We start from the raw sequence: 14,230 nt of genomic DNA on the forward strand, positions 1-14,230 counted from the left end.
AAATATATGTCGGATCTGTCCAAGGCCATCCCCTCTATCGCGTCCCCAACGGGCCCGGCGCTCACTCCTCCCAGGAAACCCCGGACAGCACATTGGAAGGAATCGGCTCGTTCTCCCACAGCCCTTTCAGCCTCCTGTCCCAGACACCGAGTTTCGGCATGACGAAGAGGTAGAGCGCCGGCACGTCCTCGGCGAGAATCTTCTGTGCTTGCGCATAGATCGCGTTCTGCGCGGCGGGATCGGCCGTCTCCTGGACCTTCTTCATCAGCGCGTCGAAACCAGGGTTCTTGTAATTGAAATAATAGGGGTCGCGCGCATAGATGTCGATGTCGAGCGGCTCGGCATGGGCGACGATCGTCATGTCGAAGTTGCGGTCCTTCATGATGTCCTGGACCCATTTCGCCGGAAACTCGGTCGGCTCGATATTCATCGTCACACCGATCTCGGCAAACATCGCCTGCATCACCTGAGCGCTGCGCGGCGCGTAAGCCATCTGCGGCGATTTGATCGCGAAGGTGAAGCCGTTGGGATAGCCGGCTTCGGCCAGCAGCGCCTTGGCCTTCTCGACGTCATAGGGCAGCACGCCGGTCGTGTCCTCATAGCCCGGATCGTTCGGCGTGTAGTGGCTGCCGATCGGCGTGCCGAGGCCCGACCACGCGCCGTCGATCACCGTCTTGCGGTCGATTGCCATCATTAGCGCCTGGCGCACGCGCTTGTCGTCGAAAGGCTTCTTGGCATTGTTCATGCCGGCGACGACCTTGAGCTCGGTATTGCCGATCCTGGTCACGAGCCTGGCATCGCCGTCGAACGAACTCATCAGCTCGGGTGCGGCAAATTCCGGAAAAGCGTCGAGATCGCCGGATTTCAGCGCGGCGGCCTGCGCCTGTGGATCGGCGATGAAGCGGAAGGTCACCTTGTCGAGCTTGGCGGCCGCATCCTTGTTCCAGTAGTCGGCATTCCTGGCGAGTTCGACCCTGTCGCCCTTTGCCCAGCTGACGAATTTGAAGGGGCCGGTGCCGACCGGCGTTACCTTGTCGTCGGCAGCGGTTTTCGGCGCGACCATCACTGAAGCCGGCCAGCCGAGCCAGTAGATCAAGCTGCCGGTCGGCGCCGACAGATGCAGCACCAGCGTTTCCGCATCGGGCGTATCGATCGAGGCGATCGACGCGAAGAAGCGCTTCTGCGGATTGACCGAATCCGCGCCGCGAGCGCGGTCGAGCGAAAACTTGGCGCTGGCGGCGTCGAAAGCCTCGCCGTCGTGGAATTTGACGCCGGTCTGCAGCTTGAATGTATAGGTCAGGCCATCGGGCGAGACCTCCCAGCTTTTCGCAAGCTGCGGCTGGACCTTGCCGGTCTGGTCGATCCTCACCAGTCCCTCGAACACGTTCTGCCAGGTGACCTGGCCGATGGCGACAGGTGCGGCGATTGTCGGGTCGAGGCCGGTCGGCTCGACGCTCATGCCAAGCTTGAGGCTGGTGTTCGCCGCTTCCGCCGGCGTCATCGCCGTCACCACGAGACCGGCTGATAGCGCAGCGCCGAGGGAAAGCCGCCGGACGAAACGTGCCGACGGCGCAAACGAAACCTTATTCATCATGCCCATTCCACCAGGTTGCGACCTAAAACGTGCGGCGATCTTCAGATCGGCCTGCCGCGCTTCCGGTCTTTGTTTTCCGCATGTCCTCGACGCAAACGCTGCACACTTGCGGGACATGTTTATTCAATCAATGACCGTCAGGATAGCGGTCGCGCCACGCCTTCTGCGCGCCTTCGGCCGGAAGGGCGCTCGCCTCGTAGACACCACGGGCGATCGCCCGCGCCATCACGATGGTGGCGAGGTGGCAAAGCTCCATCAGGCTTGCCATGTCGTCTCGTCGATGCCGGCCGGTCGAGGCGGCAAAGACGGTGTCGCCGTCGAGCGGCAGGTGTGCCGGCAAGAGTGCCCGGGCAAAGCCGTCATGGCCGGCCAGCGAAAGCCGGTGCGCCTCCGCCTTCGTCAGCTGCGCGTCGGTCACCACCGCACCGATCGTCGTCGCCGGCGTGTTCATCCCCTTGAGCCGCATCCGGTGGTCGGAGACCGCAGGCATGCCGAGCCCGCCGAATTCGCCGTCCTTCTCGAAGGGTGCTGCCCAGAAATGCGGCCCGTCGCCGATCGTTGCGGAGCCGAGCGCATTGACGGCGACAACAGCCGCGATGCAGTGCCCGGCGCTGCTGACGGCGCTGGCCGAGCCGAGCCCGCCCTTGAAGGTGGCCGTCGTCGCTCCCGTCCCGGCGCCGGCGGTGCCGAGCGCGAATGCGCCCTTGGCGGCAGTCTTCAACGCCGCATAGCCCATGTCGCGATAGGGTGAATGGAGCCCCCAATCCTTGTTCCCGCCATTCAGCAGGTCCATCAGGATCGCCTGCGGCACGATCGGGATGCGCACCGAACCCACGGCAAAACCGCGGCCGACCTCGCGCAATCCCGCCTGCACGCCACCGGCGGCATCAAGTCCGAACGCCGAGCCGCCGGAAAGTACGAAGGCATCCACGGCGCTGACGGTCATCGATGGGTCGAGCAGGCCGGTATCGCGCCCACCCGGCGCGCCGCCGAGCACGGTACCCGATGCGACGGCCGGCTCGTCGAAGACGATGACCGTAACGCCAGAACCGAGGGCGAGGTCGGTCGCATGGCCGACGGCGACGCCGTCAATATCGGTAATCAGGTTGAGGAGGTCGGGCAAGGGCGGATCCTTGTGCACGAAGGGCCGCCGATAGGACTGCAATTGTCCTCAAAAAACAAGACCGGCCCCTGTGGCAGGACCGGTCACAAGAGAAAAGCCGCCAAAATCGGCAGCTGCCCCATGCCTCAGGCATGAAGCGGCTTCGGATGGCGGCGGGTCATCAGGTCATGGATGGCCAGCCGTACCTCGTCGGGCGAGCCGAATCGCTGCTCGTCGAGGTCGTGGACATGGTATTTGACGGCGATGAACTTCAGCCGGTCTTCGTCTGGAATGACGATCCCGACGGGAACGCCGGCATATTCGATAACTTGCTTCTTCATTGATAGAACTCCTGCCGCGCGACATGCGCAGCCATGGCGAATTGACTTGTCTGGTACCGTTGAAAGGAGGACGAACGTCACATTCGACAGTTCGGGCGGGAGAGGGCGCCCGGACGGTCATTGCCAAGCACAGGTCGCCCAAGCAGATAGGCGAGAATATCGATGTCTATCATGTCTCGTTCCTTGGGTTGGCGTTGCGCTTGAGTGGTCCCGGAAGAGCCCGGGGCCGGCGATGGCTGTCATCAATATCTACTAACTTAGTAGAGATTAACCGATAGCCTGTCGGAAACATATTCCGAAACGTGTCAAAAAATCGACGATCCGAAAAAATTAATTCCGTTCCTGGCGAACCTACCGAAAGAAACATATCAGCTCTTCGTAAAATTCGCATGACAGAATCGAAACTCTTTCGACCGCCACAGCAGAGATAGGAAGCCTTGCTGTATCAAGCAATGGGCCGCGTCGGCAAAAATCGGAATGCCTCGAAATGACCGATTTGGTTAAGGCGGCAAGCGCCTTGGTTACCAGCCTTCGTCGAGCACCTTTTCCAGCATGTCGGCGAAGAAATCCGCGCTTTCGATACTGAGGCAGAGCGGCGGTTTGATCTTCAGCACATTTTGGTGATCGCCGGTCGGCTGCATGATGACGCCAAGTGTCAGAAGCCGGTCGCAGATCGCCGCCGTCTCTTCCGTCGCCGGCTCCAGTGTCGTTCTGTCGCGGACGAATTCCAGGCCGAGATAGAGGCCCATGCCGTGCACGGCGCCTACGATCGGGTGGCGGTCGATCAGCGCCGCAAGCCGCTCCTTCAAATGATCGCCGACCGTGCGGGCATTTTCCTGCAGCTTTTCCTCGGCCATGATGTCGAGCACCGCCATGCCGGCGATGCAGCTGACCGGGCTGCCGCCGGTGGAGGAAAAGAACGGTCCTTGCTTCTCCAGTGACTGCGCGATCGCGCGGGTGGTGATGACGGCGCCGAGCGGATGGCCGTTGCCCATGCCCTTGGCGATGGTGATGATATCGGGCACGACCCCTTGTTGTTCGAAACCCCAGACATAATGACCGAGTCTGGAATAGCCGACCTGCACCTCGTCGGCGATGCAGAGGCCGCCGCGAGCGCGCACCTGGGCGTAGATCTCCCTCAAATAACCGTCCGGCAACGGAATGCCGCCGGCATTGCCGTAGACCGATTCGCAGATGAAGCCGGCCAGGCCCTGACCGCCGGCGTCGATCGTCTCCAGCATCGGCGTGACGGCGGCGAGGTAGCTCGCTGCCGTGTCGGGCCCGCGAAACGCGCCGCGATAGGTATTCGGCGAAACGACCGCATGCACCCAATCCGGCCGGGTGGTCAGCGCCTGCGGATTGTCGGCGATCGAGGTGGAGACGGCGTCACTCGCCGCCGACCAGCCGTGATAGGCTTCGAGCAGGCAGAGCATGTCGCGCGCGCCGCTATGGACTTGCGCCAGCCGGATCGCCAGATCGTTCGCCTCGGAGCCGCTGTTGACTAGAAAGACCGTATCGAGCCCCTCCGGCGCAAGCGCGGCGAGCCGGTCGGAAAATTCGGCGATCGCGCCATAGTGGAAGCGCGAATTGGTATTGAGCCGCAGCCATTGCGCGCCGATTGCCGCCGCGAACCTGGGGTGGCCATGGCCGAGAATGGTGACGTTGTTGACCATGTCGAGATAGGCGCGGCCCTCGACATCGAACAGATGTTCTTTCCAGCCGCGCTCGATCTGCGGCGGCGCGGCATAATAGTGTTTCTGCGCGCTTGCCAGATGCGCCTGCCGCTTGATGAGCAGACCGGCAGTTTCCGGTTGCGGCGCATCCGCTTGCCGGTCGAGAAGGGGCGAGGGTGAGGGGCACAGCACCGACCAGGCCGCCGCCTCCCGTGGCGTGGCAAAGAGCGGCGGTTCGAGACCCGCGACGTTGCAGAGCTGAAGGCGCAGCCCGCCGAGCGACGACGCCTCTCCGGAAACCGAACCCAGCGGATCGCCGGCTGCAAGCACGGCGCCGTCCTCGATTGAAGGGTCGAGCCCGTCGAGGTGCAGGGTCATCGTCTCGCAGGTCAGGGTCAGATGCTGGTCCTTCCAGCCGATGCGGCCGGCAAAGGGGGCCGCGACCGCGCTTCCCGCAGCAAGGCATATGTCGACATGCAGGGCGCAGGTCGCCTGTTCCTTGCTGCTGCCAAGGGCCGCGCGCGAGAGCCGATATTCGCCGTAACGCGTTGCCGCCGCGCCGCTTTCGGTCGCAGCCCGGGCCAGCAGCCGCCAATCCATATCGGTATTCAGCCAGTTGCCGGCGGAAAAATGCGGGCTTCGCACGCCAAGATCGATATAGGCGATCGCCGTGGTATCGATGTCGGGCAGCAGGGGCAGCCATTCCGATGTCTGCGGCGCGGCGACGTCGGCGCCTGCTGCCTTGAGGATGGCGGCTTCCATCAGTTCGAACGGAACCGACATCGCCGTATCGAAGATCGCCCGCTCGCCGTCGAGATTGCCGCGGACATAGTCGTTATCCGGGTCGACTGAAATCTGCTGCTCGCTGCTGGCGACGAGGATGACCGCGCGGGCGACGATCAGCGGCCACAGCGCCTTCAGTTCGTCGTCGCTCAGCGGATAGATCGCCTGATAGGCAGTGACGGCGGGCAGGATATGAAAGGGATCGCCATTCGCCTGATGCAGCAGCGAGGCGCAGGTGACCGCGAGGTCGCCGACCAGCCAGCCGCGGATGATGTCGCCGAAATCGATCACCCCATCGGGGATCGTATGGCCGCGTGCATCACGGTGGCCGACGACATTGTCGCCGGTGACGTCGTGATGGACGGCCTGCAGCCGGAGCGACGGCGCCAGGGGCTGGATTCGGCGAACGGCCAGCACCATGGTCTTGGCGATCCGGTCGCGGGCGGCGCTGTCGGTGATGGCGGAAAGCAGCTGCACGGCGACCGGCCCGGCGCGCCTCAGGTCCCATTGCAGGCTGCGGTCGAGACCCGGATGGTCGAAATCGGCAAGGGCCTGCGCCAGCCCGGCGCAGAGAGCGCCAAGCGCCGCGACGGAAGCCGGCGCGACATAGGTCAGTTCCGTCAGCCCCGAACCTTCCAGATATTCCAGCAGCCGGACCTGATAGCCCTGCCCACGCACAGTGAGGACAAGGATCTCTCGCCCGTCATTCGTGGCGACGACGTTCGGAACACGCGGCGCGTCCGACTTGCCTTTGAGGTGACGGATTGCCGCATTCTGCGCTTCGAGCTCGCGGGTCTCGTAGGCGGCATGGCAGATTTTCAGGACGTAGCGTCCGCGATCGCTGTCGACCCGGTAGTTCCGATCCTGCTGGCTGCCCAGTTCGATGACGGTGCCGGACAGACCGTAATGATCAAGAAGGATCTCTTCCGCGTCCGCGACGGTGACATCGGGACGCGGCAGCGCCATGCGATCAACAAGCGCCTCGTCGGTCATGACACCCCCTCCCGCAGCATGATTCGATTACCCGTTGCGCGAGATAATCAAATACTTGCCGCCGGCAGGCAACGGGTGATTGTCGTTTGCCAGCAAAAGAGATGCCGGCCTTGACCGGCCTCAGCCCATGCGTTCGGAGGCGTAGCTTCCGGGGCTTGCCGGGAAGACGACGGTGCGGTTGCCGTTGATGAAGGTGCGGTGATGGATATGGGCGTGGATGGCCCGCGCCAGCACCTGGCTTTCGACGTCGCGGCCGATCGAGACATAGTCCTCGGCGCTCTGGGCGTGGGTGATGCGGGCCGTGTCCTGCTCGATGATCGGGCCTTCGTCGAGATCGGCGGTGACGTAATGGGCCGTCGCCCCGATCAGCTTGACGCCGCGCTCATAGGCCTGCTTGTAGGGGTTGGCGCCCTTGAAGGACGGCAGGAAGGAATGGTGGATGTTGATGATCTTGCCGGACATCTGCTTGCAGAGCTGGTCGGAGAGAACCTGCATGTAGCGGGCAAGCACGATCAGCTCGGTGCCGGTCTGGTTGACGAGCTCGACCAGCTGGGCTTCGGCCTGCGGCTTGTTCTCCTTGGTCACCTTGATGTGGTGGAAGGGGATGTCGTGGTTGACGACGACCTTCTGGTAATCGAAGTGGTTGGAGACGACGCCGACGATGTCGATCGGCAGCGCCCCGATCTTCCAGCGGTAGAGCAGGTCGTTGAGACAATGGCCGAAGCGCGACACCATCAGCAGCACCTTCATGCGGCTTTCGCTGTCATGGAAATCATAGTCCATCTCGAAGGGCGCGGCGACGGCGGCAAAATCGGCGCTGATCGCCGAGCCGGCCAGACCCTCTTCCGAAATGAAGCTGACGCGCATGAAGAACTTGCCGGTATCGAGATCGTCGAACTGCGAGCTGTCGATGATGTTGCAGCCCTTCTCGGCCAGATAGCTTGAAATCGCCGCAACGATGCCGCGCGTCGATTTGCAGGATACCGTCAATACATAGCTTCTCATGTCTCTCGCTCTTCCCTCTTCAAGACCGCAGCCGTGCTTAGATCAAAGCCCGGGCCGCGAATAGGCCGGCGCACTTTCATTCATGCGACAAATTGCAAGAGCAACCATCACCTTTGTGCAAGTTCTCTCGCTTCCAGGTCCTAGCTTAAGAGAAGTTGCGCAAAAAACTGTGCCGCCAGCGCCGTGGGGATGCGTATTCTCGCCTTCGGCACGAAAGTCAGGCCGGCGGACGGCTTGCTACGGCCACTTTCCGGCGCGGGGTGGTGATTTCGTGGACGATGGCGCCGCCGGCCGACGAAAGCACCAGCGACAGGATGATGAAGAGCACCGGCTGCTGCAGGATGCCGATCGGCAGGCGGTCGGCGACAACCCTCAAAAAAGCCAGCGTGAAGGCGTGGGTGATATAGATGGCATAGGAGCAATCGCCGAGATAGTTCAGCCATCCGAGAACCGGCAGCCGGGAAAAGTCGATGGAGACCGCGCCGAAGACGATGAAGACGGCCGGGATACCCCAGCAGTAGAACCGGCTCTCCGGCTGCATCAGCGCCTCGTTGACGAAGAGGAACGCAAAGCCGGTGGCGAGTACGGCCCATGCCCAGCGGTTCGGCAGGAGCGCCTTCTGCCCATAGAGCCAGCCGAGCACGACGCCGGCGAGAAACTCGAGCATGATCGGTTCGCCGTAGAACCGGGTGGCCGTGGTTTCCGGCAGCAGCCGGCAGGCAATCAGGATCACGGCAAAGACCGCGAACATGGCCGGAATGCGACGGGTCTCCTGCAACGGCAGCAGCAGCGCAAACACGAGATAGAAGAACATCTCGTAGTTCAGCGTCCAGCCGGGCACGACGACGGGGGTGATCGTGCCGGGATCGGCGGCATTGGCCCATGGCAGAAAGAACAGCGAGGCGATGAGATGCGGAAGGTCGAACACCGTCGATTTCAGCAATGAGGGAGCCGCCAGCGCCACGACGGCTGAAAACAGCGTTGCCAGCCAGTAGAGCGGGACAATCCTTCTGATGCGGCGGCGGGCGAAATCGATGGGCCTCATCGTCCGCCCGCTCGTGGTCAGCCACATCACGAAACCGCTCAAGACGAAGAAGATGTCGACCCCGGTTTCGCCGTAGAGAAAGGCGGTCGCGTCGATGGCAGGATTGACTTTGGCAAGCTGCAATATCGCATGGAAATAGACGACCATCAGCGCTGCAATGGCGCGCAGATACTGAAGCTGGACAAGCATCGAGCGTCTTGCTCCCCGGGCTCGCGCCGGCGCCGGTCCCTCCCGTGCCGCTGCGGTCAACTCTCTACATCTGCCGCACGACCCTGCCGGATGCGCGGGCTGTCGTGGAAGCGCATATATCCGACGACGAACCACAGGAGGCCGGCAATCTTCATCGAGAAAACAGCGGTCCCCCCGATCATCATATTCAGAAAAATGAAAAGAGAAAGTGAATGGGCGCAACGCCGCTGCGCTGCCGTGCGGCCGGCGGGGAAGAGACAGACGAACAGCCAGAAGGCGATAACGCCAAAGACCGTCGCCGCGTAGATCAGGTAGACATAGCCGCTATCGGCGAACTCGGCGACCCTGTCGACCGAAAGCCCGAGAACGGCAAGAGGATCGAGCTCCATGATCTTCTTCATCGTCAGATTGATGCGGCCGGTGAAATTGTCGCCCGTCGCATTGGGTTTCATGGTGTAGACGAGGAAACCTGCGGCGACGATCAGCGGCATCAGCGCCAGATTGAAATTCCTCGGGATCTTCGGAAAGACGAAATAGCCGACGATGCAGGCAAAACAGAAGATCAGCATGGTGCGCGTATCGTTCGTCACCAGGATCAGCACCGCCGTAGCGATGAACAGCAGCCGATCCCAGCGGCTTATTCTTTCCCACATGGAGATCAGATAGATCGCGATCACGCCGCAGAAATTGGCGAGCGACACCTGCTCGAGGAAGATCGAGGACGAGCGGTGGTCGATGATGCCGAAGGAGAAGCGCTCGGGAAAACCGAGCGCGTTCTGGAACAGGCCCGTCTTATTGTAGCTCAGCGGCAGCAGCCCGCGCGTATTCGCGAAATAATCGGACGGATGCACGATGCTGACATAGAACGGCACGCTGACGATCTCGAAGATCAGGAAGATCAGCACCGCAAGGCTGGCCCAGCGAAAGGCGAGCTTCATGGTTTTCTCGTTGCTCCAGCCCCCGAGGCCGGAAAAGCAGAAGATGATCAGCACGTTGCGGAAATGATCGACGAACGGCATGCGGTTGAGCACGCTGACATAGATGGTCACGACAAGCGTAAACAGCAGGAACAGAAAGGCCGGCAGGTCGGTTTCGTAAATCCCCTTGTGGAGGATGTAGATGATGGCGCTTGCCATGATGAGGCCCTCGCTGGCGGCGACATGCGTCAACGAAAGGGGCATGAAGTTGTGATTGATGAAGGCCAGGATGCCGTTATAGAGCACTGACAGCAGGCCGAGCCAGAGCACCGGATGATCGACGTGCGATGCCCTTGCGGCCGCATCGAGCCGGTTGCCCGCCACAGCGAAAGTCGGTGCTTTCTGATCGACGGCTGCCACGGTCAGTTCCCCGCGGGCTTGACGGCGGTGCAGGCGCCGCGATCGGCCTGGGTCGACTCGGCGAGAAGCCGCATCTGCGGCCGCTCAGGGCCCTGATGCGGCTGAACGTTGAAAGGCTCGTCCGCCGGCCACCATTCGCCCGCCGCCCAATAGGACCAGCCAAGCCAGACGTCGCTATTTCCTGACATGGTGGCGTAGATCTCTTTCAGACCGCCCATGCAGTCCTTGTCGGCGGAGGCGCCGAATTCGCCGAGAAAGCCGCGCTTGTGGTTCTGCTTCAGCCAGGCGGTGACGCCAGCGATCGCCTCGACAGCGGCGGTCGCACCTTCGCAGGTCGGATGGGTTCCCGACGAGTCGACGTCGAGATATTGGTGGACCTCGTAAGCGTAGAAGTCGAGCGGGTCGCGCACGCCGAGCATTACCGTGCCGTTGGCGCCGCCGATTACGTCTTTTTCCCAGCTGTGAGCGCCGCTCCAGGCGGTGCCCGGCACGAGGATGAGATTGCGTGCGCCGATAGCCCGGATGCTGCGGATCGCAGCGTTGGCGGCATCGAGCCAGTCGGTCGCCTTGATGTCATGCGGTTCGTTCATCAGGCCGAAGAGCACGCCGTTCTCATTGGCGAATTCGACCGCAAGCCTCGCCCAGAAGTCGGCGAAGGCGGCGTCCGTCGCCGGCGCGGTGCCGATCTGCACCTTGTCGTAATAGCCGAAATTATGCGGATCGAGCAGGACGGCCATGCCGTGCTTGCGGATCAGAGCAACTGTTTCCTTGATCCGCGTGATTTCGTCCGCGTCGAGCCGGCCGCCGAGCGCCGGCTGCAGCCGCTCCCAGCGGAAGGGCAGCCGGATGATGGTCATGCCCTTTCTGGCGAAATAGCCGATCGTCGCCTCGCTTGGATAGAGATAGTTCGTGCCGTAGGTCGCGTCGCGCTCGCCATATTCGCCGCCGGACAGATTGACGCCACGATAGCAGGGCTTGTCGGCGCCGAGCGCCGGCGACGCGATGAGGGCGGCCGCAAGCAGCGGCGCCGCCATATGTCGTATCGTCCTCATGGCTATCCCTCGCAGTCGCGGCAAACGGCAACATCTCTATGGCCGCCAGCATCTTAACTGTCCGTTAGCTAAGAATTTCTAAAGTCTCGGCACCTCGGCTTCAGTCTTTCACGCTGGGCGGGACACGAGTGCGCGTATGAGCCAGTATGACAGGAATAGAGTAGGCCGGCTGCCAGGCTGGCGCAGTTTTGAGCCGCCTCAGACTGCACCGGAAGGCGTGCGCCTGCGCAGTCCTGTCGTCCGCCCGGATGATTTCGCCCGCCCGGCGCCCGAACCCGCTCCGCCGCCTTTCGTGCCGCCGCCGGCAAACGTTGCGCAAACCCGTCGATCCGAACAGCCGTCGGCTCCGCCTCCCGCGCCGCCCACGGCCGATCTGCCGCCGCAGAGCACGTCGGCACCCGGAGCCCCGCTTCTTGATCTCCGCTCCAGCATCGCGGCGATCTGGAGCCGTCGGCTGGTGGTGCTTGCCCTGGCCCTTGTCGGAGCCGTCGCCGGCGGGGCAGTGGCGCCGTTCATCGGCCAGAAATACACTGCCGTCAGCAGCCTCTATTTCGATCCGCGCCAGATCGGCCTTGCCGAGGCCGGTGCGCAGTCTTCCGGCCCGTCGCCGGAAATGATCTCGGCGCTGATCGACAGCCAGGTGCAGATCCTGACCTCGGGCAACGTGCTGCGCCGCGTCGTCGAGGCGATGAAGCTCGATCAGGATCCGGAATTCACCGGCGGCCGGAGCGATGGCGCTGCCGTCATCGGCACCCTGCAGAAGGCGCTGGTCATCACCCGCCAGGCCACCACCTATGTCGTTTCGCTTGCCGCGACGACCAATGATCCGGAAAAATCCGCGAGGCTCGCCAACCAGGTCGTCACCGCCTTCACCGAAGAGGAAAACAGCGCCTCGAACGGCCTCTACGAAAACACCTCCTCGACGCTCGACGGACGCCTCGACGACCTGCGCCAGAAGGTGTTGGAGGCCGAGCAGGCGGTCGAGACCTTCCGCGCCGATAACGACATGGCCGCGACCGAGGGCAACCTGATTTCCGATCAGCGGCTCGGCTCCCTGAACACACTGCTGGTGACGGCGCAGGAAAAGACTATCCAGGCGAAGGCCCGGGCCGACGCCGTCGCCAATCTGCGCGTCGAAGACATCGTCGCCGGCAATCAGACCGAGGGCGGCGCCACTTCGCCGCTGGTCAGCCTGCGCCAGCAATATGCAGCCCAAGCCGCCGCCGTCGGTAGCCTCGAAAGCCAGATGGGCACGCGTCATCCGCGCCTCCAGGCGGCCCGCTCCTCGCTGCAAAGCATATCAGGCGAAATCAAGGGTGAATTGCAGCGCCTCGCCACCTCGGCACGCGGCGAATACGAGCAGGCGAAGGCCGCCGAAGACAGCATCGCCAAGGAGCTTGCGGTGCAGAAGGCGCTGCAGGCGACGACCTCGGACAAGCAGGTGGAATTGAACGAACTGCAGCGCAAAGCGACGGCGGCGCGCGATATCTACGAGACGGTGCTGAAGCGCTCGAGCCAGACGAGCGAGGAGCAGAACCTCAGCCAGAGCAATATTCGCGTCATCTCGCCGGCCGAGCCGCCGGTCAAGGCCGACGGCCCGGGAAAGAAGATCCTGCTGGTCGCCGGCATCATCGGCGGCCTCCTTGCCGGTTTCGTCGTCGGCGCCGGCTTTGCGATTCTCGCCGGCCTCTTCAGCCATCCCATCATCAGAAGTTATTTCAGGAAGCCGCCTGCTGCGGCGGCTTGATCGCGATCCCCGGTTTCCCTACATCCTATCAACGGCGCAACGATGCCGGCAGGAGAATTTCCATGCGGCTTGTGATGATGTTTCCGATATTGCTCGTTGCCCTATCAGGCCTTGCGCCGGCCTCCGCCTTTGCCGTCGACTGGACGAAACCCGTCACATCCGAGGTTCAAGCCCTCTATCCCTACAAGGGCCTTCCCGGCGTCAAGGCGCAGCCGGACAAGAAGGAAGAGGAATCCTATAATTGCCGTACTGAAACGGTCCAGGTCCGCCGCCGTTACGACGACATCTTCCGCTCCGGCGGCATGCCGACGCTGATGTATGTCTGCGAACGCCACGGCTTCGTCACCATGGGCGGCAAGGTGCCGCTGCGCGGCCACTATCAGCCGGTGCGATAGGCGCTTCAACCGGTAGGCAAAGCCGTTGGCCTGTCGGAACCGTTGGGCCGGAAGCTCCATCCTCAGATAGTCGAAGCCGGCATTTGCTTGCGATCGCTCGACGACCGAATATTTCACCATGCCGTCTTCGTCAGTGCGCCGTAGCGGCATGCGATCGGCGGTGGCAGCGAGATTGTTTCGAGCTACCGCCGCGTGCGTTCCGCCGTGGCGCTGAACTGAGTGGGCAATTCCGTCCGGCAACGATGCCGCTTTCGCCTTGCGCGGCACGCTAATTGCATTATTACTAATATTCTAATCCTTGTGGAGAAAGTGCCATGCAATGGGACACATCGGTGGATTTTGCGCCTCTCGTTCTCTTTGTTGGGGGCCGGGGAAAGATCGTCCGGACGCTCCGAGACGCAGCCGAGGTTCTGATGATCGAATGGCCGCTTGACGACGGAGAGGAATACGTCGCGGCTGTGAAGGCTTGCGCCGATGCCATCATTGGGCAGGCCGGAATGGACGAACTCAGGGACTTGCTTCTGAGCGCCGCCAGAGAAGCCGGTATCGTGGTCTTGTCGGTGATTGCCGACGGCGGGAAAACGGCGCCGCACATGGCTGCATGAAGGCTGGGAATCACGCCATCACATGGCTGCGCTGGTTCGGCTTGCAGAACCAGCATCATGGAACCGGCCTATCGATAACGCGCATCACGAACGGCCTTCGCAGGAAGGTGCCAGTGCGCAATCTCGGAAGGTTTGATTACCTGATCCTGGTAGCGATCAAGATTGGAATGGTGCCCAGAAGAGGACTCGAACCTCCACGCCTCGCGGCACAGGTACCTGAAACCTGCGCGTCTACCAATTCCGCCATCTGGGCGACGGAGAGCGATGTAAGGGGGTGGCCCGCGACTGTCAACTGGGTTTTTGAAGTTTTCCTGACAGTTGGCAAAAAACTGCCGATCACATCATGAGGCGGGCTGCCGGACAGCCATA

11 protein-coding genes and 1 tRNA gene are annotated in these 14,230 nt (G+C 62.5%); 3 read left to right on the forward strand and 9 right to left on the reverse strand.

Annotated features, from left to right (window positions below; translation table 11 throughout):
- Nucleotides 1-61: 61 nt before the first annotated feature.
- From EFD56_RS04225 to EFD56_RS04260, 8 genes are all read right to left on the reverse strand, one after another.
- Nucleotides 62-1,591 carry an ABC transporter substrate-binding protein gene (locus tag EFD56_RS04225; protein ID WP_206513409.1) on the reverse strand — a complete coding sequence of 510 codons (1,530 nt, stop codon included), beginning with the start codon at nt 1,589-1,591 and terminating at the stop codon, nt 62-64.
- Between the two features lie 130 nt (nt 1,592-1,721).
- Nucleotides 1,722-2,717: a P1 family peptidase gene (locus tag EFD56_RS04230; protein WP_037143969.1), complete on the reverse strand. Its 996-nt coding sequence runs from the start codon at nt 2,715-2,717 to the stop codon at nt 1,722-1,724.
- A gap of 125 nt (nt 2,718-2,842) precedes the next feature.
- Complete coding sequence (locus tag EFD56_RS04235) at nt 2,843-3,037, reverse strand: hypothetical protein (protein ID WP_004674838.1); 195 nt, start codon at nt 3,035-3,037, stop codon at nt 2,843-2,845.
- A 521-nt stretch (nt 3,038-3,558) separates the two neighbouring features.
- On the reverse strand, nt 3,559-6,486 hold the full coding sequence (locus tag EFD56_RS04240; RefSeq protein ID WP_126904752.1) for an aminotransferase: 2,928 nt from the start codon (nt 6,484-6,486) through the stop codon (nt 3,559-3,561).
- A gap of 120 nt (nt 6,487-6,606) precedes the next feature.
- Nucleotides 6,607-7,491: a formyltetrahydrofolate deformylase gene (gene purU, locus EFD56_RS04245; RefSeq protein WP_064833443.1), complete on the reverse strand. Its 885-nt coding sequence runs from the start codon at nt 7,489-7,491 to the stop codon at nt 6,607-6,609.
- A gap of 217 nt (nt 7,492-7,708) precedes the next feature.
- Nucleotides 7,709-8,725, reverse strand: a complete 1,017-nt coding sequence (locus EFD56_RS04250) for an acyltransferase family protein (protein WP_126904753.1) — start codon at nt 8,723-8,725, stop codon at nt 7,709-7,711.
- A 56-nt stretch (nt 8,726-8,781) separates the two neighbouring features.
- Nucleotides 8,782-10,062: a hypothetical protein gene (locus EFD56_RS04255; RefSeq protein ID WP_126904754.1), complete on the reverse strand. Its 1,281-nt coding sequence runs from the start codon at nt 10,060-10,062 to the stop codon at nt 8,782-8,784.
- Nucleotides 10,063-10,064: 2 nt separating this feature from the next.
- On the reverse strand, nt 10,065-11,114 hold the full coding sequence (locus tag EFD56_RS04260; protein WP_126904755.1) for a glycoside hydrolase family 5 protein: 1,050 nt from the start codon (nt 11,112-11,114) through the stop codon (nt 10,065-10,067).
- 136 nt (nt 11,115-11,250) lie between these two features.
- On the opposite strand from EFD56_RS04260, the gene EFD56_RS04265 reads away from it, so the two are divergent.
- The 3 genes from EFD56_RS04265 to EFD56_RS04280 all read left to right on the forward strand — a co-directional run bounded on the left by EFD56_RS04265 (nt 11,251) and on the right by EFD56_RS04280 (nt 13,861).
- Entirely contained in the window at nt 11,251-12,861 is a 1,611-nt protein-coding gene (locus tag EFD56_RS04265) for a GumC family protein (protein ID WP_126904756.1), read from the forward strand.
- 62 nt (nt 12,862-12,923) lie between these two features.
- Nucleotides 12,924-13,256: a hypothetical protein gene (locus EFD56_RS04270; RefSeq protein WP_085741559.1), complete on the forward strand. Its 333-nt coding sequence runs from the start codon at nt 12,924-12,926 to the stop codon at nt 13,254-13,256.
- Nucleotides 13,257-13,570: 314 nt separating this feature from the next.
- On the forward strand, nt 13,571-13,861 hold the full coding sequence (locus EFD56_RS04280) for a DUF982 domain-containing protein (protein WP_004675986.1): 291 nt from the start codon (nt 13,571-13,573) through the stop codon (nt 13,859-13,861).
- A 168-nt stretch (nt 13,862-14,029) separates the two neighbouring features.
- On the opposite strand, the gene EFD56_RS04285 is transcribed toward EFD56_RS04280, so the two are convergent.
- A tRNA-Leu gene (locus EFD56_RS04285) sits at nt 14,030-14,114 on the reverse strand.
- Between the last annotated feature and the right edge of the window lie 116 nt (nt 14,115-14,230).

Origin of the sequence: Rhizobium phaseoli, from assembly GCF_003985125.1 — a bacterium.
Taxonomy (GTDB): domain Bacteria; phylum Pseudomonadota; class Alphaproteobacteria; order Rhizobiales; family Rhizobiaceae; genus Rhizobium; species Rhizobium phaseoli.

Coding starts and splice junctions, on each gene's coding strand:
- EFD56_RS04265 (WP_126904756.1), top strand. CDS start 11,251: ATGAGCCAGTATGACAGGAATAGAGTAGGCCGGCTGCCAGGCTGGCGC.
- EFD56_RS04270 (WP_085741559.1), top strand. CDS start 12,924: ATGCGGCTTGTGATGATGTTTCCGATATTGCTCGTTGCCCTATCAGGC.
- EFD56_RS04235 (WP_004674838.1), bottom strand. CDS start 3,037: ATGAAGAAGCAAGTTATCGAATATGCCGGCGTTCCCGTCGGGATCGTC.
- EFD56_RS04260 (WP_126904755.1), bottom strand. CDS start 11,114: ATGAGGACGATACGACATATGGCGGCGCCGCTGCTTGCGGCCGCCCTC.
- EFD56_RS04225 (WP_206513409.1), bottom strand. CDS start 1,591: ATGAATAAGGTTTCGTTTGCGCCGTCGGCACGTTTCGTCCGGCGGCTT.
- purU (WP_064833443.1), bottom strand. CDS start 7,491: ATGAGAAGCTATGTATTGACGGTATCCTGCAAATCGACGCGCGGCATC.
- EFD56_RS04240 (WP_126904752.1), bottom strand. CDS start 6,486: ATGACCGACGAGGCGCTTGTTGATCGCATGGCGCTGCCGCGTCCCGAT.
- EFD56_RS04250 (WP_126904753.1), bottom strand. CDS start 8,725: ATGCTTGTCCAGCTTCAGTATCTGCGCGCCATTGCAGCGCTGATGGTC.
- EFD56_RS04280 (WP_004675986.1), top strand. CDS start 13,571: ATGCAATGGGACACATCGGTGGATTTTGCGCCTCTCGTTCTCTTTGTT.